A 19,197-nucleotide genomic window follows, 5' to 3' on the forward strand; every position below is an offset into this window, starting at 1 on the left:
CATCTCTGCCGCTATCGGCTGACGACGTCGATCGGCAGGGAGCTGTCGGCACCGAGATCGGGGGCCGACGGCGCGACGCCGGCGGCGACCAGTCGCGAGCCGAGCGCGGCGACCATCGCGCCGTTGTCGGTGCACAGCCGCGGGCTGGGCACCCGCAGCACGATCCCGGCCGCGGCGCAGCGCTCCTCGGCCAGCGCGCGCAGCCGCGAGTTGGCCGCCACTCCCCCGCCGAGCACCAGGTGGTCCACGCCGTGGTCGCGGCAGGCGCGCACCGCCTTGGCGGTCAGCACGTCGGCCACCGCCTCCTGGAACGACGCCGCGACGTCGGCCACCGGCACCGGCTCGCCGGCCCTCCGCCGGGCCTCGACCCAGCGCGCCACGGCGGTCTTCAGGCCGGAGAAGCTGAAGTCGTAGGGCGCGTCGCGGGGGCCGGTGAGCCCGCGGGGGAAGCCGATGGCCGACCGGTCGCCCTCGCGGGCGGCGCGGTCGATCGGCGGGCCGCCGGGGAAGGGCAGGCCGAGCACGCGGGCGACCTTGTCGAAGGCCTCGCCGGCGGCGTCGTCGATCGTGCGGCCCAGTGAGGTCACCTCCTGCGCGAGGTCGGGCACCAGCAGCAGCGAGCTGTGCCCGCCGGAGACCAGGAGCGCCAGCGACGGCTCGGCCAGCGGCCCGTGCTGCAGCTCGTCGACGGCGACGTGCGCGGCCAGGTGGTTGACCCCGTACAGCGGCTTGTCGAGCGCCAGCGCGTACGCCTTCGCGGCGGCCAGCCCGACCAGCAGCGCCCCGGTGAGCCCGGGCCCCGCGGTGACGGCGACGGCGTCGACGTCGGAGGCGGACACCCCCGCCTCGGCCAGCGCGCGGTGCACGGTCGGCACCATCGCCTCCAGGTGCGCCCGCGAGGCGATCTCGGGCACCACGCCGCCGAAGCGCTCGTGCTCGGCCATCGAGGTGGCGAGCGCGTCGGCCAGCAGCGTGTGCCCGCGGACGATCCCGACGCCGGTCTCGTCGCACGAGGTCTCGAACCCGATGACCAGGGGCTCATCAGCCATGCAGCACCTCCCGCCTCATCACGACCGCGTCGGTGTTGCTCGGCTGGTAGTAGCCGCGCCGCCGGCCGATCTCGGTGAACCCGCGCCGCCGGTAGAGGCCCTGGGCGAGCTCGTTGTCGGCCCGCACCTCGAGCAGCACCACGGGGCTGCGCCGGTCGGCCTCGGCCAGCAGCGCGTCGAGCAGCCGCGCGCCGATGCCCTCCCCCTGCCGGCCGGTGGCGACGCCGATGGTGGCCACGTGCGCCTCGTCGTCGTAGGCGATCAGCCCGGCGTAGCCGACGACCGTCCCCTCGTCCTCGGCGACCAGGTAGTGCCGGGTGTCGGTGCGGGCGAGCTCGTCGCGGTACATCGCGCGGGTCCAGGTGTCGGGCGCGAAGAGCTCCTCCTCCAGCGCCAGGACGGCGTCGAGGTCGGCCAGCCGCATCGGCCGCAGCCGCGCGCTCACGACGTCGTCACCGGCTTGAACGACGTCGGCGGGACGGCGTCGGGCCGGCGCAGGTACAGCGGCACCAGCGGCCCGGCGGACGACGGGTCGTCGAGCAGGGCCGCCGCGGCACGCAGCAGCCCGGCCGTGGTCACCTCGGCGGCCTCCACCGGCGCCCCGATCCGCTCGGCGAACCGCGGGTCGCCGACCAGCGGGCCGGTCAGCCGCGCGTCCTCGGGGCGGACGACGCCGGGGCCGTCCACCCGTGCGCCGTCGGCGTCGTAGGCGGCCCAGTAGACCTCCTTGCGGCGGGCGTCGGTGACCACGGTGCGCGCCCCCGAGCCGACCGCGTCGAGCGAGCAGACGCCGACGGCGGGGACGCCGCGCGCGTCGGCGAGGGCCGCGGCGGTGACGACGCCGACCCGCAGGCCGGTGAACGGCCCGGGGCCGAGGCCCGCGACGACGGCGTCGACGTCGGCGAGGGCCAGGCCGGCCGCGGCGAGGGCCTCCCGCACGGCGGGGACCAGCAGCTCGGCGTGCCGGTTGCCCGAGGGGACCGCCCGCTCGGCGAGCACCTCGACGTCGGTGCCCGACCGGCGGGCGACCCCGGCGACCAGCGTCGGGGTCGCGGTGTCGAGGGCGAGGACGAGCACGGGACGCCAGGTTAGTCCGCGGCCGCGCCGGGCCCGACCAGCCGCTGCACCAGGCCCACGTAGGACGGGTGCGCCAGGCGCAGCCCGCGCACCTCGGCCGCCGAGACCCAGCGCAGCTCGTCGTGCTCCTCGGGCTCGGCGTTGCGCGGCTCCCCCTCCCAGGCGCGCACGGCGTGGACCGTCAGCGACAGCCCGCCGTCCTCGACCCGCAGCACCGGCTCGTCGTCCACCTCGGTCGCCTCGACGCCGATCTCCTCGCGCAGTTCGCGGAGCAGGGCGGTCCGCTCGTCCTCCCCCGGCTCGACGTGCCCGCCGACGACGTCCCACACGTCGGGGTACCAGCGGCGCGACGGCGACCGGTGGCCCAGCAGCACCCGGTCGTCCCGGACGAGCACGCCCGCGACGACGCGGTGCACGGTCACACGTCCAGCTCGTACACGGTCTCGAGGCCGTCGACCTCGTCGACCTCCTCCCCCACCGCGCGGAAGCCGAACGGCCGCGCCACCGCCAGTGAGGCCACGTTGCCCGGGGCGATCGACAGACGGACCACCCGCACGTCCGGCGCCCGGCGGGCGCGGTCCAGCAGCACCGCCAGGGCGGCGCGGGCGTAACCGCGGCGCCGGTGCTCGGGCAGCACGGCGTAGCCGATCTCGACCATGCCGCGGGCGTCGGGTGGGCCGTGGAAACCGGCGCGGCCGACCACCAGCCCGCTGTCGGCGTCGCGCACCACGCCGGTCACCCACGCGGCGACGCGGGGGTCGGCGGCCACCTGCTCCGCCCGCATCCGCCAGACCGGCGCCCAGTCGTGGTCGGCGAAGGCCGGCGGGAGCGGCACCGGGGCGGCGGCGTCCGCAGCGGCGAGGTCGCCGTCGGCAAGCGCGGTGAACACCGGCTGCGACAGCGCGAGGACCTCGACCCGGACGCTCATACGCGTCGCCGCGCCCAGCGCAGCACCTCGACGTCGGGACCGAGTTCCGCCCGCAGCCTCGCCAGGTCCCGCGGCGAGGGGTCGACCACGTGCGGGACGCGCGCGGCGCGCAGCAACGGCAGGTCCGAGGCACTGTCGGAGTAGGCGTGGTCCAGCGGCAGCGGCACACCGGCGGCACACAGCGCCTGCACCTTGCCCTCCCCCCGTGCCGGGACCGTGCGCGCCGGGGGCCCCCACCGGGTCCGCCGCAGGTCGGAGGCCACCAGCTCGACGTCCTCGAGCCCGATCACCCGGCACACCTCGGTCGCCAGCGGCAGGGCACAGGCGGTGGCCACGACCACCCGGTCGCCGCGGCCGGCGTGGTCGCGGAGCCGGGTGACCGCGGCCTCCGCGGTCCGCCCGCCGGCCGCACCCGCGTGGTCGGCGGCGAACGCCTGCGCCGCCGCGGCGAACCGGTCGGCGTCGAGGCCCACGGTGGCCAGCCAGACCAGCCAGCGCTCGGCGGGGACGCGCAGGCGGCCGACGGCGAGGGCAGGTCCCCAGGCCGGCGCGGTGAGCAGCGCCACGACCAGGCGGGCCGGCCGCCGGGTGAGCAGGTGCCGGAGGAAGCCGCCGAAGGAGTCCCCGGCGACGAGGGTCCCGTCCAGGTCGAAGACGGCGACCGCCCGCCGGTCCGGGGAGCTCACGGGTCCAGCCGGGCCACCCAGCCCGGCCCGTGGGGCACCAGCACGGCCGTCCGGACGTCGTCGTCGTCGCGGCGGTCGAGCCGGACCTCCAGGTGCTCGTCGGCCAGCCGCTCGACCAGCCCGGCACCCCACTCGACCACGGTCACCGACTCCTCGGTCGAGGCATCGAGGTCCAGGTCGTCGACGTCGGCGACGCTGCCGAGCCGGTAGGCGTCCACGTGCACGAGCGGCAGCCGCCCGCCGCGGTGCACGCGGGCGATGACGAACGTCGGCGAGGTGACCGGCTCACCGACGCCGAGCGCCGCGCCGAGCCCCTGGGTCAGCGCGGTCTTGCCGGCACCCAGCGGACCGGTGAGCACGACCAGGTCCCCCGGCGCGACGACGCCGGCCAGCGCCGCTCCCAGCGCCCGGGTGTCGTCGACGGTGGGCAGCACGTGCTCGCGCCTCACGGCGCCAGGCTCCGCGCCACCGACGTCAGGTCCTCCAGCAGCCCGGCCCGCGGCGCCCCGGCCGGGCCGAACCGGATGGCCGCCGACGGGTGGTAGGTGGCCCAGACCGCCCGGCCGCCCACGTCGTGCGGCCGGCCGCGGGCCTCGCCCAGCTTGGTCCGCGGCCCGAGGAACCACTTGGCCGACGACAGCCCGAGCGCGACGACGACGGGCGGGTCGAGCAGCTCGAGCTGGCGGCGCAGCCAGCCGCTGCAGCGGGCCACCTCCGGCGTCTTGGGGGTGCGGTTGCCCGGCGGGCGGCACTTCACGATGTTGAGCACCGCGGCCTCGGCGCGGTCGAGGCCGGCCTCGGCGAGCAGCAGGTCCAGCAGCTGCCCCGACTTCCCCACGAAGGGCCGGCCGGTGTCGTCCTCGGTCGCGCCGGGAGCCTCCCCGATCAGCGCGAACCGCGCCCGCCCCCCGCGCGGGGGATCACCGACGACGACGTGCTGCCGGGTGGCGGCGAGCTCGGGGCAGGCCACGCAGGGCGTGGCGGCCGCGGCGAGGGCGGGCCAGTCGGCGGCCGCCGCGGCGGTGGCAGCGACCTCCTCGGCCGCGGCATCGACGCGGGGCGGACGGGGAGCGGCCACGCGCCGACCCTACGGCGGCCGATCGGACGCGGCCCGCGGGCTTCCCCTCCCCGCCGCGGCCTGTCACCGTTGACCCGCGGGGCCCGACCGGGAGGAGCCGCCATGACGCAGCCGGACGTGTACGACGTCGCGTGTCTCGCAGGAGGCCCGCACCGGGTGGTCGACACGGCGCTGGTGGCGCTGGTGGTCACCGGCCGCGTCCGCGCGGTCGCCCCCGGGGAGCTGCAGGTGGTCGAGCCGCGGCGCCGGCACCCGGTCGAGGCCGCGGTCCTCGACGCGGTCGGCGCCCGCGGGCGGCGCTCGGTGGAGACGGTGCACTGGCGCGCCGAGGCCGACGAGCGGATCGCCGGGATGGTCCGGCAGCTGCGCGCCGAGCGCCTGCTCGGCCGGTTCCTCGGTCCCACCGCTGCGGGCCGCCAGGTGCTCGAGCGCGCCCGGGCCGCCGACGTCGGGCCCGTGCTGCACGCCGCGCTCCTGGGGCCGGGGCACCTCACCGACCCGGCGCTGCGCGCGGCGGTCCTGGAGCCACCGCGGCGGCCGGTGCTCCCGGACAGCGGCGTGTCGCCGTGGGTGCTGTCCTTCGCCGACGGCTGCGAGGTCGCGCAGCGGACCCGCGACGAGTTGCTCGGCCGGTCGGTCGACGCCCGGGGCTGAGCCTCAGTCGCGGACGCGCGCGGTCGTGGCGGCGACCCGGCGGAGCAGGCCGGCCAGCGCGCGGGTGACCTCCTCGGGCCGCTCCAGCGGGACCAGGTGGCCGGCCTGCGGGACGACCACGAACTCGACCATCGGCCCCTCCCCGCCGAGCAGCTCCACGAGGGTGTCGCTGTGCTCCCGGGGGATCATCCGGTCCGTGTCGCCGGTGAGCACCAGCGTCGGGACGCGCCGCAGCGGCGGCAGCGCGCCGGTCTCGTCGAGGCCGGCCAGCGCCGGGTAGAACTCCGCGATCACGTCGACCGGGGTGCCGCCGATCATCGAGTCCACGTAGCGACCCAGCCGCGGGTCGACGTCGGTCGAGGCGAAGGACAGCGAGCGGGTGGCGGCCGAGACGACGTCGGCGGCCAGCCGGCGGGTGCGCTCGGCGAACGCCGGGCGGCGGCGCATGGTGAACGCGGCGATCGGCAGCACCGCGGCCCGCACGCGGGTGAGGAACTCGGGCATGCCGAAGCTGAGGTCGGCGAGGTTGCCGCTCGACGTGGACACCAGCGCGACGCCGACGACCTTCGTGCCGAACAGCTCCGGGGCGACGTCGGCCAGGCCCATGACCGTCATGCCGCCCATCGAGTGCCCGACCAGTACGACCGGCCCCTCGGGGACCCGCGCGGCGAGCACGGTGCGCAGGTCGTGGGCGAGCTGCTCGATCGTCGAGTGCTCGGCCGGGCCGCGCGAGGAGGACCCGTGGCCCCGGTGGTCGTAGAACACCAGCCGGGCCCCGGGGCGGTGCCCGTTGGCGGTGGCCAGCTCCGCGCCCAGCGAGCGCCGCTGGTAGGTCCACGACGCCATCGACAGCGTGTACCCGTGCACGAAGACGACGGTCAGCGGCGCGTCCAGCGGGCCGATCTCCTCCACCGCCAGCAGCACGCCGTCCTCGGCCTGGACCAGGGCGGTGCGGTCGGCCCGGCGCGACGCGGCACCGAGCGGGTCGTCCTCGCGCAGCTCGGCGTCGCTGGCGCCCTCCGGCAGCGCGCCCGTCGGGCTGACCCGGTCGGCGCGCACCCGCCGGGTGGCGATCCGGGCCACGGCCACGCCGACGGCGGTGGTGGCCGCCGCCAGGCCGACGACGGCGCCGGCGATCCCGACCGCCGGGTGCCGCTCCAGCGCGCCGGTCACGCCCGAGCGCGCCGGTCCGCTGCCGCGTGCCATCAGATCGCCCCCGCGGACCCGACGTGGCGGCGCGTGAAACGCCCGCCGACCCGGGTCACCAGCTCGTAGTGGATGGTGTCGACCGCGTCGGCCCACTGCTGCGCGGTCGGCTCACCGCGGTCGCCGGGGCCCCACAGGACCACCTCGTCGCCCGGCGCCACGGCCGCGTCGCCGACGTCGAGGACGAACTGGTCCATGCAGACCCGCCCGGCGATGGTGCGCTGCGCGCCGCCGGCGAGGACCGGCGCGCGGTTGCCCGCGGCCCGCGGCACGCCGTCGGCGTAGCCGACCGGGACCAGCGCGAGCGTGGTCTCGGCGTCGGTCGTGTAGGTGTGGCCGTAGGAGACGCCGGCGCCCGCGGGCACCCGCTTGGTCAGCGCCACCCGCGCGCGCACGGTCATCGCCGGCGTCAGCCCGTGGACGCCGGCGTCGCCGCCGAGCGGGTCGAGGCCGTAGAGGGCGATCCCGGGGCGGACCATGTCGTACCAGGTGTCCGGCAGGGCCACGGTGGCCGCGGAGTTGGCCAGGTGGCGGCGCCCGTGCAGCCCGGCGTCGTGGGCGATCCCCACGGCCTCCTCGAAGAGCCGCACCTGCGCGCCGATCGTCGGGTGGGTGGGGGCGTCGGCGTAGGCCATGTGGCTCCACAGGCCCACCACCTCGACCTCGCCGTCGGCCTGCGCGCGGGCGGCCGCGGCGACCAGACCGGGCCAGTCGGCCGTCGTGGCGCCCTCGCGGGACAGCCCCGTGTCGGCGAACAGGTGCAGCCGCGCGGTCCGGCCGGTGCCGCGGGCGGCGGCGACCACCTCGGCGAGGCCCCACTCCGCGTTGACCGACACCTCGACGTCGGCGGCCAGCGCGGGCGCGAAGTCGGTGCCGGGCGCGTGCAGCCAGGCCAGCAGGGGCGCGCTCACCCCGGCGGCGCGCAGCGCGAGCGCCTCCTCGAGGACGGCGACCCCGAGCGCGTCGGCGCCCCCGGCGAGCACCGCCCGGGCGGCGGGCACCAGCCCGTGCCCGTAGCCGTCGGCCTTGACCACCGCCATGAGCGGCCGGCCGACCCGCCCGCGCAGCACGGCGGTGTTCGCCGCGATCGCGTCGAGGTCGACGACCACCTCGGCCCGGGGTTCGCTCACGCCTCCGAGTCTCGCAGGCCCGGGCCGCGCACCCGGCCCACGGTCGCGGAGAGCCGCCTCACCAGGTCGCCGGCGATCAGCGGCCCGGTCTCGCTCGCGACCTGCCCGGCGCGGCCGTGCAGGTGCGCGGCCGCCGCGGCCGTCTCGGCGGGCGGGGTGCCCCTGGCGAGCAGGGCGCCGAGGATCCCGGAGAGGACGTCGCCGGTGCCGGCGGTGGCCAGCTCGGTGGTGCCGGTGGCGTTGACGAACGCCGTCCCGTCGGGGTCGGCGACGACGGTGGCGTTGCCCTTGAGCAGCACGACGGCGCCCAGGTCGGTGGCCAGCCGCCGGGCGCTGCCGATGCGGTCGGCGCCCACCGGGACACCGAAGCGCTCGAACTCGCGGTCGTGCGGGGTGAGCACGGTGGGCGCGCTGCGCCTCCGCACCAGGTCGGGCTCGCGGGCGGCCAGCGTGAGCGCGTCGGCGTCGACCACCACGGGCAGGTCGGTGGCCAGCACCTCGGCCAGCACGCTGCGGGCGTCGTCGTCGGTGCCCGCGCCGGGGCCGACCACCCAGGCCTGCACGCGGCCGGCGTCGCGGGGGCGGGCGTCGGTGACGATCGCCTCGGGCCAGGAGGCGCGCACGCCGTCGGCGGCGGTCCCGGCGTAGCGGACCAGGCCGGGGCGGGTGCGCAGGGCGGCGCCGGTGCACAGCACGGCGGCACCGGGGTAGGCGGCCGAGCCCGCGACGATGCCGACGACGCCGCGGGAGTACTTGTCGTCGCCGTCGCCGGGCGGCTCGAGGTGCGCGGCGACGTCGTCGTCGGTGAGCTGGTGTGCGCGCGGCCGGGTCAGGTGCGGGCCGAGGCCGATGTCGACCAGGTGCACCGTGCCGGCGTACCCGCGCCCCTCCCCCACGACGAGGCCGGGCTTGACCGCGCCGAAGGTCACGGTGTGGACGGCGGGGAAGGCCGCGCCCTCGACCGCGCCGGTGTCGGCGTCCACCCCGCTCGGGACGTCGACGGCGACTCCGATCCCCGGGCCGGTGGCCGCGCGCTCCGCCAGCCGCGCCGCCTCCGGCCGCAGCCCACCGCGGCCGCCGATGCCGGCGATCCCGTCGAGGACGAGGTCGGCTCGGTCGAGCCCGTCGGGGTCGCCGGGGCCGGCCACCCGCCCACCGGCCCGGCGCAGCGCGGCGAGCCCGGCGGGGTGCGCGCGCGCGGGATCGAGCAGGACGGCGGTGACCCGGGCGCCGCGGGCGGCGAGGTGCGCGCCGGCGAACAGCGCGTCCCCGCCGTTGTTGCCGCCGCCGACCACCGCGGTGACCCGCGTGCCGTGCGCCCGGCCGAGCAGCCGCAGGCAGACGGCGGCCAGGCCGGTGGCCGCCCGCTGCATGAGAGCGCCCTCGCGGGTGCGGGCCAGGAGCACGTCCTCGGCGGCGCGCACCTCGGCGACCGTCGACAACCCGATCACCGGGGACTCCCGCTCTGCGCGACCCCACCCTCGGCGACGACCACCGCCGAGGCGATGCCGCCGTCGTGGCTGAGCGAGAGGTGCCAGCTGGTGATGCCCAGGTCGGCCGCCCGCTGCGCCACGCTGCCGCGCACCGCGAGGTGCGGGCGGCCGTGGTCGCCGACGGTCACCTCGGCGTCGTGCCAGCGCAGGGCTCCGGGTGCGCCGAGCGTCTTGGCCACGGCCTCCTTGGCGGCGAACCGCGCGGCCAGCGACTCCGCGGTGCGGGCGCCCCCGGAGGGTGTCGTCTGCTCCTCGGCGGTGAACAGGCGGTCGCGCAGCCCGGGGGTGCGCTCCAGCGACTCGGCGAAACGGGCCACGGGGACCACGTCGATCCCGACCCCGACGATCACCGGCTCAGTCTGCCGTGCGCCCGCCCGGCCCGCCGTCCTGGCTTCCCGTGGAGCGTCCTGGCTCACCGTCGACCGTGAGCCCGGACGCAGCACGACCAGGTCACCTGATCCTGCTGCGGGCCCTCACTCGACGGTGACGCTCTTGGCCAGGTTGCGCGGCTGGTCGACGTCGAACCCGCGGGTGTCGGCGATCTCGCAGGCGAGGATCTGCAGCGGCACCGTGGTGACGACCGGGGCGAGCAGGGTCGGCGTGCGCGGCACCCGGATCAGGTGGTCGGCGTAGGGGACGACGTCCTCGTCGCCCTCCTCGGCGATGACGATGGTGCGCGCGCCGCGGGCCCGGATCTCCTGGATGTTGGAGACGACCTTGCCGTGCAGCAGGCTGCGCCCGCGCGGCGACGGCGCGATGACCACCACCGGGGTGCCCTGGTCGATGACCGCGATCGGGCCGTGCTTCAACTCGCCGGCGGCGAAGCCCTCGGCGTGGATGTAGGCGAGCTCCTTGAGCTTGAGCGCGCCCTCCAGCGCCACCGGGAAGCCCACGTGGCGGCCGAGGAACAGGATCGTGCCGGCGTCGGCCAGCGACCGGCCCAGCTCGCGCACCGGCTCCATCTGGGTCAGCACCTGCCCGACGGCCTCGGGCAGCCGCTGCAGCTCGTGGACGATCGCGGCGACCTCGTCGGTGTACTTGATGCCGCGGATCTGGGCGAGGAATAGGCCGACCAGGTAGCAGGCGACGATCTGCGCCAGGAAGCTCTTGGTCGAGGCGACGGCGATCTCCGGGCCGGCGTGGGTGTACAGCACCGCGTCGGACTCGCGCGGGATGGTCGACCCGTTGACGTTGCAGATGGCCAGCACGCGCGCCTTCTGCTCCTTGGCGTGGCGCAGCGCCATGAGGGTGTCCATCGTCTCGCCGGACTGGCTGATGACGACGACGAGCGTGGAGCGGTCCAGCACCGGGTCGCGGTAGCGGAACTCGCTGGCCACCTCGACCTCGACCGGGATGCGGGTCCAGTGCTCGATGGCGTACTTGGCGATCAGCCCGGCGTGGTAGGAGGTGCCGCAGGAGACGACGAAGATCTTGTCGATGTCGCGCAGCTCCTGGTCGGACAGCCGCACCTCGTCGAGGATCAGCTCGCCGTCCTCGCCGAGGCGGCCGAGCAGGGTGTCGGCGACCGCCTGGGGCTGTTCGGCGATCTCCTTGAGCATGAACCAGTCGTGACCGCCCTTCTCGGCGGCCGCGGCGTCCCAGTCGACGGTGTAGGCGACCGGCTCGACCGGGGCGCCGTCGAAGTCGGTGACGCTCAGGCCGCGGGCGCGGTCGATCTCGACGACCTGGTCCTGGCCGAGCTCGCGGGCCTCCCGGGTGTGGGCGATGAACGCCGCGACGTCGGAGCCCAGGAAGTACTCGCCGTCGCCGACGCCGACCACCAGCGGGCTGTTGCGGCGGGAGGCGACCAGCGTGTCGGGCTGGTCGACGTGCGCGGCCACGAGGGTGAAGGCCCCCTCGAGCCGGCGGCTCACCGCGCGCATCGCGTCGGCGAACCGGCCGGGCCCGTCGGGCTGCTCGTCGTAGGCGGCGGCCAGCAGGTGGGCGACGACCTCGGTGTCGGTCTCGGAGACCATCTCGATCCCCGCGGCCTCGCACTCGGCGCGCAGCGCGGCGAAGTTCTCGATGATCCCGTTGTGGATGACGGCGACCCGGCCGTCGGCGGACAGGTGCGGGTGGGCGTTGCGGTCGGTGGGACCACCGTGCGTCGCCCACCGGGTGTGGCCGATGCCCAGCGTCGCCTCGGGCAGCGGGGAGTCGGCCAGGGCCTTCTCCAGGTTGGCCAGCTTGCCCGCCTTCTTGGCCGAGGTCAGCTCACCGGAGTCGGCGCCGCCCACCCGGACGGCCACACCCGCGGAGTCGTATCCGCGGTACTCGAGCCGGCGCAAGCCCTCCAGGACGACGTCCAGGGCGTTCTGGGGACCGACGTAACCCACGATGCCGCACATGTGGACAGAGGGTACCGGCGGAGGCGGACCGATCCGTCCACTCGCGTCCGGGACACGGTCGGGCCGCACCATCCGTCACAGCGACATCGCCGTCCTGCGACGCCCCGGGACGCGGAGGCCTCCGGCCGCCACCCGCCGGACCGACGCCCGGGTCAGGACCAGGGGGTGACCGGGCGGGAGCGGTTCACGCCGTCGACGGCGACGTCGACGCGCTCGTCGGAGAAGCAGAGCAGGTCGCGCAGCTGCGCGGCGTCGGGCAGGGGGTCGCGGTAGCTCCACACGGCGTCCCGGACGAGTCCGTCCCCGGTCTCCGCCGACCAGTGGCTCGCCTCGCCCTCGTAGGCGCACCACGTCCGTGTGTCGCTGGGCACCAGGGTGGCGGTGACGTCCTCGGCGGGCAGGTACCAGCGGGCCGGCAGCAGGGTCTCGAACACCAGTCGCGGCCGGGTGGACTCCGCGAGCAGCCGCCCGCCCGAGGACACCCGGACGTGCCGGGAGCCGGCCCGGACGTCGATCCGGTGGAAGGGGTCACGCGGGTGTCCGTGCAGCGGCTCGTCCTCCTCGTACCAGGCGTCGGGACCGTCGAAGTCCAGGACGACGTACCCGGCCAGCGCGGGGTCGGCCGGGCAGGAGCCCTCGACGACGCGGTCGCTGCCCGGCACCCGCACCCCGACCGGCTCCCCCGGGGGTGCTGTGCGCCGCGAAGGGGACCCGCGGGTCGAGCACCCGCAGTGCCGTCACGTCGGGGAGGGCGGAGCCGGTGCCGGCGGGCGCGTCCAGCGCGGCCGGACCCGGTGCGGCGGCGAGTCCCGCGGGCAGGTCATCGGCCGGGACGGCGTACGCCGGCACCACGCGGCGCGGCTCCCAGACCAGCAGCGCGCGCTCGGTCCGCGCCACGACCGCGCCGTCGGCCTCGGCCGGTACCTGCTTCGTCGTCGGCTCGTACCGCAGCTGGTCGAGCGCCCCGGCGAGCGGGTCCCGCATCCGCACGGTCACGGCGTCCCTCCCGCCTGGACGGTCGGGCACAGGATCGTCCGGGGCAGCGCCCCGGTCCGGGGCCGCAGGGCTCAGTCGACGGCGGCGACGACGGCGGCCAGGCGCTGGGCGATGCCGTCGGCGAGCTGCTGCGTCGGCGCCTCGACCATCACCCGCACCAGCTGCTCGGTGCCCGACGGGCGCAGCAGCACCCGGCCCTCGTCGCCGAGCTCCGCCTCGGCGGCGTTGACCGCACCGGCCACCGTGTCGCTCTCCACGACCCGGATCCGGTCGCGGACCGGCACGTTGACCAGCGTCTGCGGCAGCCGCTGCACGACCGAGGCCAGCTCGGCCAGCGAGGCGCCGGTGGCGGCCATGCGGGACAGCAGCGACAGGCCGGTGAGCGTCCCGTCGCCGGTGGTGGCGTGGTCGAGGAAGACCAGGTGGCCGCTCTGCTCCCCGCCCAGGGACAGGCCGCTGGCGCGCAGCGCCTCGAGCACGTAGCGGTCGCCGACGGCGGTGGTCTGCACCGTGATGCCGGCGTCACGCATCGTGTGGTGGAAGCCCAGGTTGCTCATCACCGTGGCGACGACGGTGTCCTGCCGGAGCTCGCCGCGCTCCTTGAGGCCGAGCGCGCACACGGCGAGGATCGCGTCGCCGTCGACGACCTGGCCGTCGGCGGTGACCGCCAGGCACCGGTCGGCGTCGCCGTCGTGGGCGATGCCGAGGTCGGCGCCGGTGTCCCGGACGGCCTGCGTGAGCGGGCCGAGGTGGGTGGAGCCGATGCCGTCGTTGATGTTCCAGCCGTCGGGCTCGCCCCCGATGACGGTGACCTCGGCGCCGGCGCGGCGGTAGACCTCGGGAGCCACCGTGGCGGCGGCGCCGTGTGCGCAGTCGACGACGAGGCGCAGGCCGGACACCGGCGCCGGCAGCGTGCCCAGCAGGTGCGCGGCGTAGTCCGCGGCGCCGTCGGTCAGGTCGCGGACCCGGCCGACGTCGCCGCCGGTGGGACGGACGCCGTCGGTGCTCCGGCGGGAGGTGGCCACGGCCGACTCGATCGCCGCCTCGAGCGCGTCGGGCAGCTTGTGGCCGCCGCGGCTGAACAGCTTGATGCCGTTGTCGGGCATCGGGTTGTGGCTGGCCGAGATCATGACGCCGAGGTCGGCGCCGGTCCCGGCGGTGAGGAAGGCGACAGCCGGCGTCGGGAGCACGCCCACGCGCAGGACCTCGGCGCCCGCGCTCGCCAGGCCCGCCACGACGGCGGCCTCGAGCATCTCCCCGCTGGCGCGGGGGTCACGGCCGACGACCGCGACGGGACGCGAGGTCCCGTCGCGGTCGGCGAGCACGGTGGCGGCGGCACGGGCCACCGACAGGGCCAACTCCGGCGTGAGGTCGGCATTGGCCCGACCCCGGACGCCGTCGGTCCCGAAGAGGCGACCCACGGCGGTGCCGGTCAGCGCTTCGAGTACTGGGGCGCCTTGCGGGCCTTCTTGAGCCCGTACTTCTTGCGCTCGGTGACGCGGGGGTCACGGGTCAGGAAGCCGGCCTTCTTCAGGGCCGGACGGTCGTCGGGCTCGACCTCGATGAGCGCGCGGGCGATCGCGAGGCGGAGCGCACCGGCCTGACCGCTGACGCCGCCACCGTGGAGGATGCCGACGACGTCGTACTGCTCGCCCTTCTCCAGGATCACGAACGGCTCACGGATGAGCTGCTGGTGCACCTTGTTGGGGAAGTACTCCTCGATGGTGCGGCCGTTGAGCTTGAACTGGCCGGTGCCGGGGAGCAGCCGCACCCGGACGATGGCCTCCTTGCGCCGGCCGACCGTCTGGACGGGACGCCCGTCGGCGTCGGTCACGGTCGTCGCCGTGGTCATGGGGGAGGTCACTGGGCCACCTGCTTGATCTCGAAGGTCTGGGGCTGCTGCGCGGAGTGCGGGTGCTCCGGCCCCGCGTACACCTTGAGCTTCTTGGCCATCTGCCGGCCGAGGCTGTTGTGCGGCAGCATGCCCTTGACGGCGCGCTCGACGACGCGGTCGGGGTGGGTGCGCAGCTGGTCGCCGACGTTGATGGCGCGCAGGCCGCCCGGGTAGCCGGAGTGGCGGTAGGCGGTCTTCTGGTCGCGCTTGGAGCCGGTCAGCGCGATCTTGTTGGCGTTCACGACCACGACGAAGTCACCGACGTCGACGTGGGGCGCGAACTGGGGCTTGTGCTTGCCGCGCAGCAGGATCGCGATCTGGCTGGCGAGTCGACCGAGCACCACGTCGGTGGCGTCGATGACGTGCCAGTCCCGTGCGATCTCGCCGGGCTTGGGGGTGTACGTGCGCACGGCGCTCGTGTCCTCCGTCGTCGTCGGGGTGGCTGGTGGGATCGCCTCACCGAGCACGGGAGACGGGGCGGCACGCGCGCACCAGCCGGCGGCCGCGCACCAGCCGACGACGATACCAGCAGGCGACCGGCTGGAACGGCCCCGTCCAAGGGCTCACCCCGAGCGTGCGAGGGGTGAGGAGGACGGGGTCCTTCAACCGTCGATGAGGTCGCGCTGCGCGGGCAGCAGGCGGTCCATCGCGGCGACGTCGTCGGGGGCGTCGAGGCCGAGGACGTCCACGCTGGCGAGGTGGCTGCCGTAGCCGACGTAGCAGCGCTGGTAGTAGCTCTCCCCCGACTCGAACCAGAAGCACGGGGCGTCGGGGACGGAGGGCAGCTGGAACGGGGTGCCGCCGAACTCGGCGTCCTCGAGCCGGGCGAAGGCCGAGTAGACGGCGTTCGTCTGCAGGGACGAGGGGAAGGCGTAGAGCGCGACGGCGTAGCTGAGGTCGGCCTCCTCGGACTGCTTGGAGTAGAAGCCGGTGAACCCGTTGGCGGTGAGCAGGTCGCGCTCCACGGCCGGGTCGATGGCCAGCCGCAGGTACCCCTCGAGGTCGTAGGGGCCGGAGGAGTCGGTGAGGTCCCCAGGCGGGTCGAGGGTCAGCCGCTGCAGGCCGTTCGGGTCGGTGGGCAGCGTGGGCACCTGGTCCTGCGGGGTGGGCCGGAACGACTGCAGCAGCGGCACCTGGTCGGCCATCAGCCGGCCGACGTCCTCGAGGCCCTGACCGGAACCGGCGGTGTGGTAGGCGTAGGCCAGCATCCGGCCGACGGGCACGAACGCCTGGACGACGTCCTCCTCGCCGCTCTCCTGCAGCAGCACCTCACCGTCGAGTCCGGGCACCTGCGCGGGCTCGTAGCCGCCGGTCGCCTGGTCCTCGGCGAGCTCCCGGGCGGCCCGCGCGGCCGACTCGGGGTCGGACAGCTCGGCCACCATCGTCAGCGTGCCGCGGCCGTCGGCGGGGTCGCTGTTGCACTGGCCCCACGCGGTGACGAAGCCCCAGCGGTCGAGGACCGGCCCGGCGGTCCCGCTGCCGAAGTAGGCCGCGTCGAGGGCGCCGGCGTCGCTCCACGGGCCCGAGGGGAAGCAGGTCTCGGTCCGGCTCGGGAAGGTGACCGGCACCAGCGAGGTCACCGACGCGATCCGGTGGGCCTCCACCAGGGTGCCCACGGTCGGTCCCGGTGCGGGCGTGACGTCGATCGGCGGCTCCGACGGCGTGGTGGGAGCCGGCGACCCGCTCGTGGTGGGTGCGGCACTGGCCAGCGGCGTCGCCGTCCCGCTGACCGTGCTCGTGCACCCCGCCAGCAGCACCCCCGCTGCCACGGCGGCCGCCACGCCTCCCACCCGCCGGCCCCGCGTCCCCGTCACGAGCGGGGAGCCTAGGAGGGGGATCGGCGCAGGTCACGCAGCAGCGTCGGGTTCCACCCGGTGGAGCCGTCCGGTCGCGACGTCGTAGACGGTGCCGCAGACGTCCTTCGCCAGCAGGTACGGGCTCTCCCGCAGCAGCCGGATCGACTCGCGGACGTCCTCGTCGGCGTCGGTGAAGGTGCGCGCCGGCCACGGCGGGCGGGCCCCGGTGGCCTGCTCGACCAGGTCGGCGAAGGAGGCGTCGTCGATCTTCTGCAGGCCGCAGTCGGTGTGGTGCACCAGCACGATCTCGCGGGTCCCGAGCACGTGCTGGGAGATGGTGAGCGAGCGGATGGTGTCCTCGGTGACGACCCCGCCGGCGTTGCGGATGACGTGCGCGTCGCCCACCGCCAGACCCAGCAGCGGGAACAGGGGCATGCGGGAGTCCATGCAGGCGACGACGGCGACCTTGCGTGCCGGCGCCACGGGCAGGCCGCCCTGGAAGTCCCGGGCCCACTCCTCGTTGGCGGCCAGCATCCGCTCGTACTCGGGCACGTGCGGCTCCTCTCGGGTCGGCGGCAAAGGAAGCTCTCCGCACGTTCTGCCGTGCGGACCCGAGGGACAGCTTCCTATGCCGCGGGTACGCGCTCGCGGGTGACCCCGGGCGCGCGGCGGCCGCGCGGGGGCGCATCCGCCAGGATGGCCGGGTGCGCACGGTCGAGGAACACCAGGCGGTCGTCGCCGCCCTGCTCGCCCCGCTCGGCGAGGAGGAGGTGCCGGTGGCCGCGGCGCACGGCCGCGTGCTCGCCCGCGACGTCGCGGCCGGCGTGCCGCTGCCGGGCCACGACAACTCGGCGATGGACGGGTACGCCGCGCGCTCGGCCGACCTGGCCGGCCTCCCCGTCCGGCTGCCGGTCGCCGACGACATCCCGGCCGGCCGGACCGAGGTCGTCCCCCTCGCCCCGGGCACCGTACAGCGGATCATGACCGGCGGGCTGCTGCCGCCGGGTGCCGACGTCGTCGTGCCGGTGGAGCTCACCGACGCCGCGACCGACGTCGTCGAGATCCGGGACGCCCCGGCCGCCGGCACCCACCTCCGCCGCGCCGGGGAGGACATCACCGCCGGGACGGTGGCGCTGGAGGCCGGGAGCCCGCTCGGCGCCGCGCAGCTGGGGCTGGCCGCCGCCGTCGGCGCGCGCACGCTGTGGGTCCGCCGCCGCCCGCGGGTGCTGGTGCTGTCCACCGGCAGCGAGCTGGTCGAGCCGGGCGAGCCGCTGCTGCCCGGGCAGGTCTACGAGTCCAACTCGCTGCTGCTGTGCGCCGCCGTGGAGGACGCCGGTGGCACCGCCCGGCGGCTGCACTTCGTCCCCGACGACGTCGACCAGTTCCTGACCACGGTGCGCAGCGAGCTCGCGGACGCCGACCTGCTGGTCACCAGCGGCGGCGTGAGCGCGGGCGCCTACGAGGTGGTCAAGGACGCGTTCCGGACACTGGGCACCGTCGAGTTCGGCAAGGTGGCCATGCAGCCGGGCGGGCCGCAGGGCGCCGGCACGGTCGACGGCGTCCCCGTGGTCACGCTGCCGGGCAACCCGGTGAGCTCGTTCGTGTCCTTCGAGGTCTTCGTCCGCCCGGCGCTGCGGCGGGCGCTGGGCCACGCCTCCCCCGACCGGCTGCGGGCGCCCGCGGTGCTCACCGCGCCGCTGCGCTCCCCCGCCGGGCGGCGGCAGTTCCTACGCGGCCGCTACGACGCCGGCCGCGTCTCCCAGGTCGGCGGGCCCGGCTCGCACCTGGTCGCCCACCTGGCCCGGGCCAACTGCCTGGTCGTCGTGCCCGAGGACGTCACCGAGCTGCCCGCGGGTGCCGCGGTCGACGTCGTGCTCATCGAGGGAGCCCTGCAGTGAGTGAACGCCTGACGCACGTCGACGAGAAGGGCGCCGCCCGGATGGTCGACGTCTCGGCCAAGCCGGTCACCGCCCGGGAGGCCACCGCCGCGGGCCGGGTGCTGGTGAGCCCGGAGGTGGTGGCGCTGCTGCGCGGCGAGGGCGTGCCCAAGGGCGACGCCGTGGCGGTCGCGCGGATCGCGGGCATCGCCGGGGCCAAGCGGACGCCGGACCTGGTGCCGCTGTGCCACCCGATCGCGCTGCACGGCGTCACCGTCGACGTCGAGGTCACCGACGACGCCGTGGAGATCACCGCCACCGCCCGCACCGCCGACCGCACCGGCGTGGAGATGGAGGCGCTGACCTCGGTCGCGGTCGCGGGACTGACCGTCATCGACATGGTCAAGGCCGTCGACCCGCGCGCCTCGATCACCGACGTGCGACTGCTGGCCAAGTCCGGCGGCAAGAGCGGCGAGTGGCGGCGGTGAGCGGGGTGCCGGCCGGCGCCCGCGCCGTCGTCGTCACCGCCTCCAACCGCGCCTCGGCGGGGGTGTACGAGGACCGCAGCGGGCAGGCGCTCGCCGAGGGGCTGCGCGAGCTCGGCTTCGCCGTCGAGGGGCCGCACGTGCGCCCCGACGACGTCGAGGCGCTGGCCGCGGTGATCCGCGAGGCCGTCGCGTCCGGGGCCGACGTCGTCCTGACCACCGGCGGCACCGGCCTGTCCCCCACCGACGTCACGCCCGAGGCCACGCGCGCCGTGGTCGAGCGCGAGGCGCCCGGCCTGGCCGAGGCAGTGCGCCGGTACGGGCAGGAGCAGGTGCCGACGTCGGTGCTCTCCCGCGGGATCGCCGGTACCGCGGCGCGGACGCTGATCGTGAACCTGCCCGGCTCGACCGGCGGCGTCCGCGACGGCCTCGCGGTGCTCGGTCCGCTGCTCCCCCACGTGGTCAGCCAGCTCCGCGGCGGCGACCACTGAGCCGCCGGC

At 76.4% G+C, this 19,197-nt stretch carries 23 protein-coding genes; 4 read left to right on the forward strand and 19 right to left on the reverse strand.

Features of this window, described 5'->3' with window-relative positions:
* Positions 1-11: 11 nt before the first annotated feature.
* From tsaD to HLV61_RS17515, 8 genes are read right to left on the reverse strand one after another with little or no spacing between them, the layout of a single operon-like run.
* The gene (tsaD, locus tag HLV61_RS17480; protein WP_369257701.1) at positions 12-1,049 is read right to left on the reverse strand and encodes a tRNA (adenosine(37)-N6)-threonylcarbamoyltransferase complex transferase subunit TsaD; all 1,038 of its coding nucleotides are present in this window, start codon (positions 1,047-1,049) and stop codon (positions 12-14) included.
* The gene (gene rimI / locus HLV61_RS17485; RefSeq protein ID WP_369257703.1) at positions 1,042-1,494 is read right to left on the reverse strand and encodes a ribosomal protein S18-alanine N-acetyltransferase; all 453 of its coding nucleotides are present in this window, start codon (positions 1,492-1,494) and stop codon (positions 1,042-1,044) included. The genes tsaD and rimI overlap by 8 nt, the downstream gene beginning before the upstream one ends.
* Positions 1,491-2,126 (reverse strand): tRNA (adenosine(37)-N6)-threonylcarbamoyltransferase complex dimerization subunit type 1 TsaB, encoded by a 636-nt coding sequence (gene tsaB, locus HLV61_RS17490; protein WP_369257705.1) that lies wholly within the window; start codon positions 2,124-2,126, stop codon positions 1,491-1,493. The genes rimI and tsaB overlap by 4 nt, the downstream gene beginning before the upstream one ends.
* 11 nt (positions 2,127-2,137) lie before the next feature.
* The gene (locus tag HLV61_RS17495; protein ID WP_369257707.1) at positions 2,138-2,548 is read right to left on the reverse strand and encodes an NUDIX domain-containing protein; all 411 of its coding nucleotides are present in this window, start codon (positions 2,546-2,548) and stop codon (positions 2,138-2,140) included.
* Entirely contained in the window at positions 2,545-3,054 is a 510-nt protein-coding gene (locus tag HLV61_RS17500; RefSeq protein WP_369257709.1) for a GNAT family N-acetyltransferase, read from the reverse strand. Before HLV61_RS17500 ends, HLV61_RS17495 begins: the two co-directional genes overlap by 4 nt.
* Positions 3,051-3,740 carry a haloacid dehalogenase-like hydrolase gene (locus HLV61_RS17505; protein WP_369257711.1) on the reverse strand — a complete coding sequence of 230 codons (690 nt, stop codon included), beginning with the start codon at positions 3,738-3,740 and terminating at the stop codon, positions 3,051-3,053. Before HLV61_RS17505 ends, HLV61_RS17500 begins: the two co-directional genes overlap by 4 nt.
* The gene (gene tsaE / locus HLV61_RS17510; RefSeq protein WP_369257713.1) at positions 3,737-4,189 is read right to left on the reverse strand and encodes a tRNA (adenosine(37)-N6)-threonylcarbamoyltransferase complex ATPase subunit type 1 TsaE; all 453 of its coding nucleotides are present in this window, start codon (positions 4,187-4,189) and stop codon (positions 3,737-3,739) included. Before tsaE ends, HLV61_RS17505 begins: the two co-directional genes overlap by 4 nt.
* Positions 4,186-4,818 carry a uracil-DNA glycosylase gene (locus tag HLV61_RS17515; RefSeq protein ID WP_369257715.1) on the reverse strand — a complete coding sequence of 211 codons (633 nt, stop codon included), beginning with the start codon at positions 4,816-4,818 and terminating at the stop codon, positions 4,186-4,188. Before HLV61_RS17515 ends, tsaE begins: the two co-directional genes overlap by 4 nt.
* A gap of 69 nt (positions 4,819-4,887) precedes the next feature.
* Here HLV61_RS17515 and HLV61_RS17520 point away from each other — a divergent pair, with 69 nt between their 5' ends.
* Positions 4,888-5,472, forward strand: a complete 585-nt coding sequence (locus tag HLV61_RS17520; protein ID WP_369257717.1) for a TIGR04222 domain-containing membrane protein — start codon at positions 4,888-4,890, stop codon at positions 5,470-5,472.
* A 3-nt stretch (positions 5,473-5,475) separates the two neighbouring features.
* Here the strand turns inward: HLV61_RS17520 and HLV61_RS17525 are convergent, their stop codons facing one another.
* From HLV61_RS17525 to HLV61_RS17575, 11 genes are all read right to left on the reverse strand, one after another.
* Positions 5,476-6,678: an alpha/beta fold hydrolase gene (locus HLV61_RS17525; RefSeq protein ID WP_369257718.1), complete on the reverse strand. Its 1,203-nt coding sequence runs from the start codon at positions 6,676-6,678 to the stop codon at positions 5,476-5,478.
* Positions 6,678-7,808 carry an alanine racemase gene (gene alr / locus HLV61_RS17530; RefSeq protein ID WP_369257719.1) on the reverse strand — a complete coding sequence of 377 codons (1,131 nt, stop codon included), beginning with the start codon at positions 7,806-7,808 and terminating at the stop codon, positions 6,678-6,680. Before alr ends, HLV61_RS17525 begins: the two co-directional genes overlap by 1 nt.
* Positions 7,805-9,259, reverse strand: a complete 1,455-nt coding sequence (locus tag HLV61_RS17535) for an NAD(P)H-hydrate dehydratase (RefSeq protein WP_369257720.1) — start codon at positions 9,257-9,259, stop codon at positions 7,805-7,807. The genes alr and HLV61_RS17535 overlap by 4 nt, the downstream gene beginning before the upstream one ends.
* Complete coding sequence (locus tag HLV61_RS17540; protein WP_369257722.1) at positions 9,256-9,651, reverse strand: holo-ACP synthase; 396 nt, start codon at positions 9,649-9,651, stop codon at positions 9,256-9,258. The genes HLV61_RS17535 and HLV61_RS17540 overlap by 4 nt, the downstream gene beginning before the upstream one ends.
* A gap of 123 nt (positions 9,652-9,774) precedes the next feature.
* Positions 9,775-11,649 (reverse strand): glutamine--fructose-6-phosphate transaminase (isomerizing), encoded by a 1,875-nt coding sequence (gene glmS / locus HLV61_RS17545; protein ID WP_369257724.1) that lies wholly within the window; start codon positions 11,647-11,649, stop codon positions 9,775-9,777.
* 152 nt (positions 11,650-11,801) lie between these two features.
* A complete protein-coding gene (locus HLV61_RS17550) occupies positions 11,802-12,317 on the reverse strand; it encodes a DUF427 domain-containing protein (RefSeq protein ID WP_369257726.1) in 516 nt (171 codons plus the stop codon).
* 399 nt (positions 12,318-12,716) lie between these two features.
* The gene (gene glmM / locus HLV61_RS17555; protein ID WP_369257728.1) at positions 12,717-14,066 is read right to left on the reverse strand and encodes a phosphoglucosamine mutase; all 1,350 of its coding nucleotides are present in this window, start codon (positions 14,064-14,066) and stop codon (positions 12,717-12,719) included.
* Between the two features lie 11 nt (positions 14,067-14,077).
* Complete coding sequence (gene rpsI, locus HLV61_RS17560; protein ID WP_440284980.1) at positions 14,078-14,509, reverse strand: 30S ribosomal protein S9; 432 nt, start codon at positions 14,507-14,509, stop codon at positions 14,078-14,080.
* Positions 14,506-14,949 (reverse strand): 50S ribosomal protein L13, encoded by a 444-nt coding sequence (rplM, locus tag HLV61_RS17565; RefSeq protein WP_093578172.1) that lies wholly within the window; start codon positions 14,947-14,949, stop codon positions 14,506-14,508. The genes rpsI and rplM overlap by 4 nt, the downstream gene beginning before the upstream one ends.
* A 192-nt stretch (positions 14,950-15,141) precedes the next feature.
* Positions 15,142-16,353, reverse strand: coding sequence for a DUF7373 family lipoprotein (locus tag HLV61_RS17570; protein ID WP_369257730.1), 1,212 nt, complete (start codon positions 16,351-16,353; stop codon positions 15,142-15,144).
* A 33-nt stretch (positions 16,354-16,386) separates the two neighbouring features.
* Positions 16,387-16,887 (reverse strand): beta-class carbonic anhydrase, encoded by a 501-nt coding sequence (locus HLV61_RS17575; RefSeq protein WP_369257732.1) that lies wholly within the window; start codon positions 16,885-16,887, stop codon positions 16,387-16,389.
* A 152-nt stretch (positions 16,888-17,039) separates the two neighbouring features.
* Between HLV61_RS17575 and moeA the strand changes: the two genes are divergently transcribed.
* Genes moeA through HLV61_RS17590 form a run of 3 tightly spaced genes read left to right on the forward strand, consistent with a single transcriptional unit; the run spans position 17,040 to position 19,188 of the window.
* The gene (gene moeA, locus HLV61_RS17580; protein ID WP_369257733.1) at positions 17,040-18,233 is read left to right on the forward strand and encodes a molybdopterin molybdotransferase MoeA; all 1,194 of its coding nucleotides are present in this window, start codon (positions 17,040-17,042) and stop codon (positions 18,231-18,233) included.
* A complete protein-coding gene (gene moaC, locus HLV61_RS17585; RefSeq protein ID WP_369257735.1) occupies positions 18,230-18,700 on the forward strand; it encodes a cyclic pyranopterin monophosphate synthase MoaC in 471 nt (156 codons plus the stop codon). Before moeA ends, moaC begins: the two co-directional genes overlap by 4 nt.
* Positions 18,697-19,188 (forward strand): MogA/MoaB family molybdenum cofactor biosynthesis protein, encoded by a 492-nt coding sequence (locus tag HLV61_RS17590; protein ID WP_369257737.1) that lies wholly within the window; start codon positions 18,697-18,699, stop codon positions 19,186-19,188. The genes moaC and HLV61_RS17590 overlap by 4 nt, the downstream gene beginning before the upstream one ends.
* The last annotated feature ends 9 nt before the right edge of the window (positions 19,189-19,197 follow it).

This window comes from Geodermatophilus amargosae (assembly GCF_041028265.1).
In the GTDB taxonomy this organism is placed as follows: Bacteria; Actinomycetota; Actinomycetes; order Mycobacteriales; family Geodermatophilaceae; genus Geodermatophilus; species Geodermatophilus amargosae_A.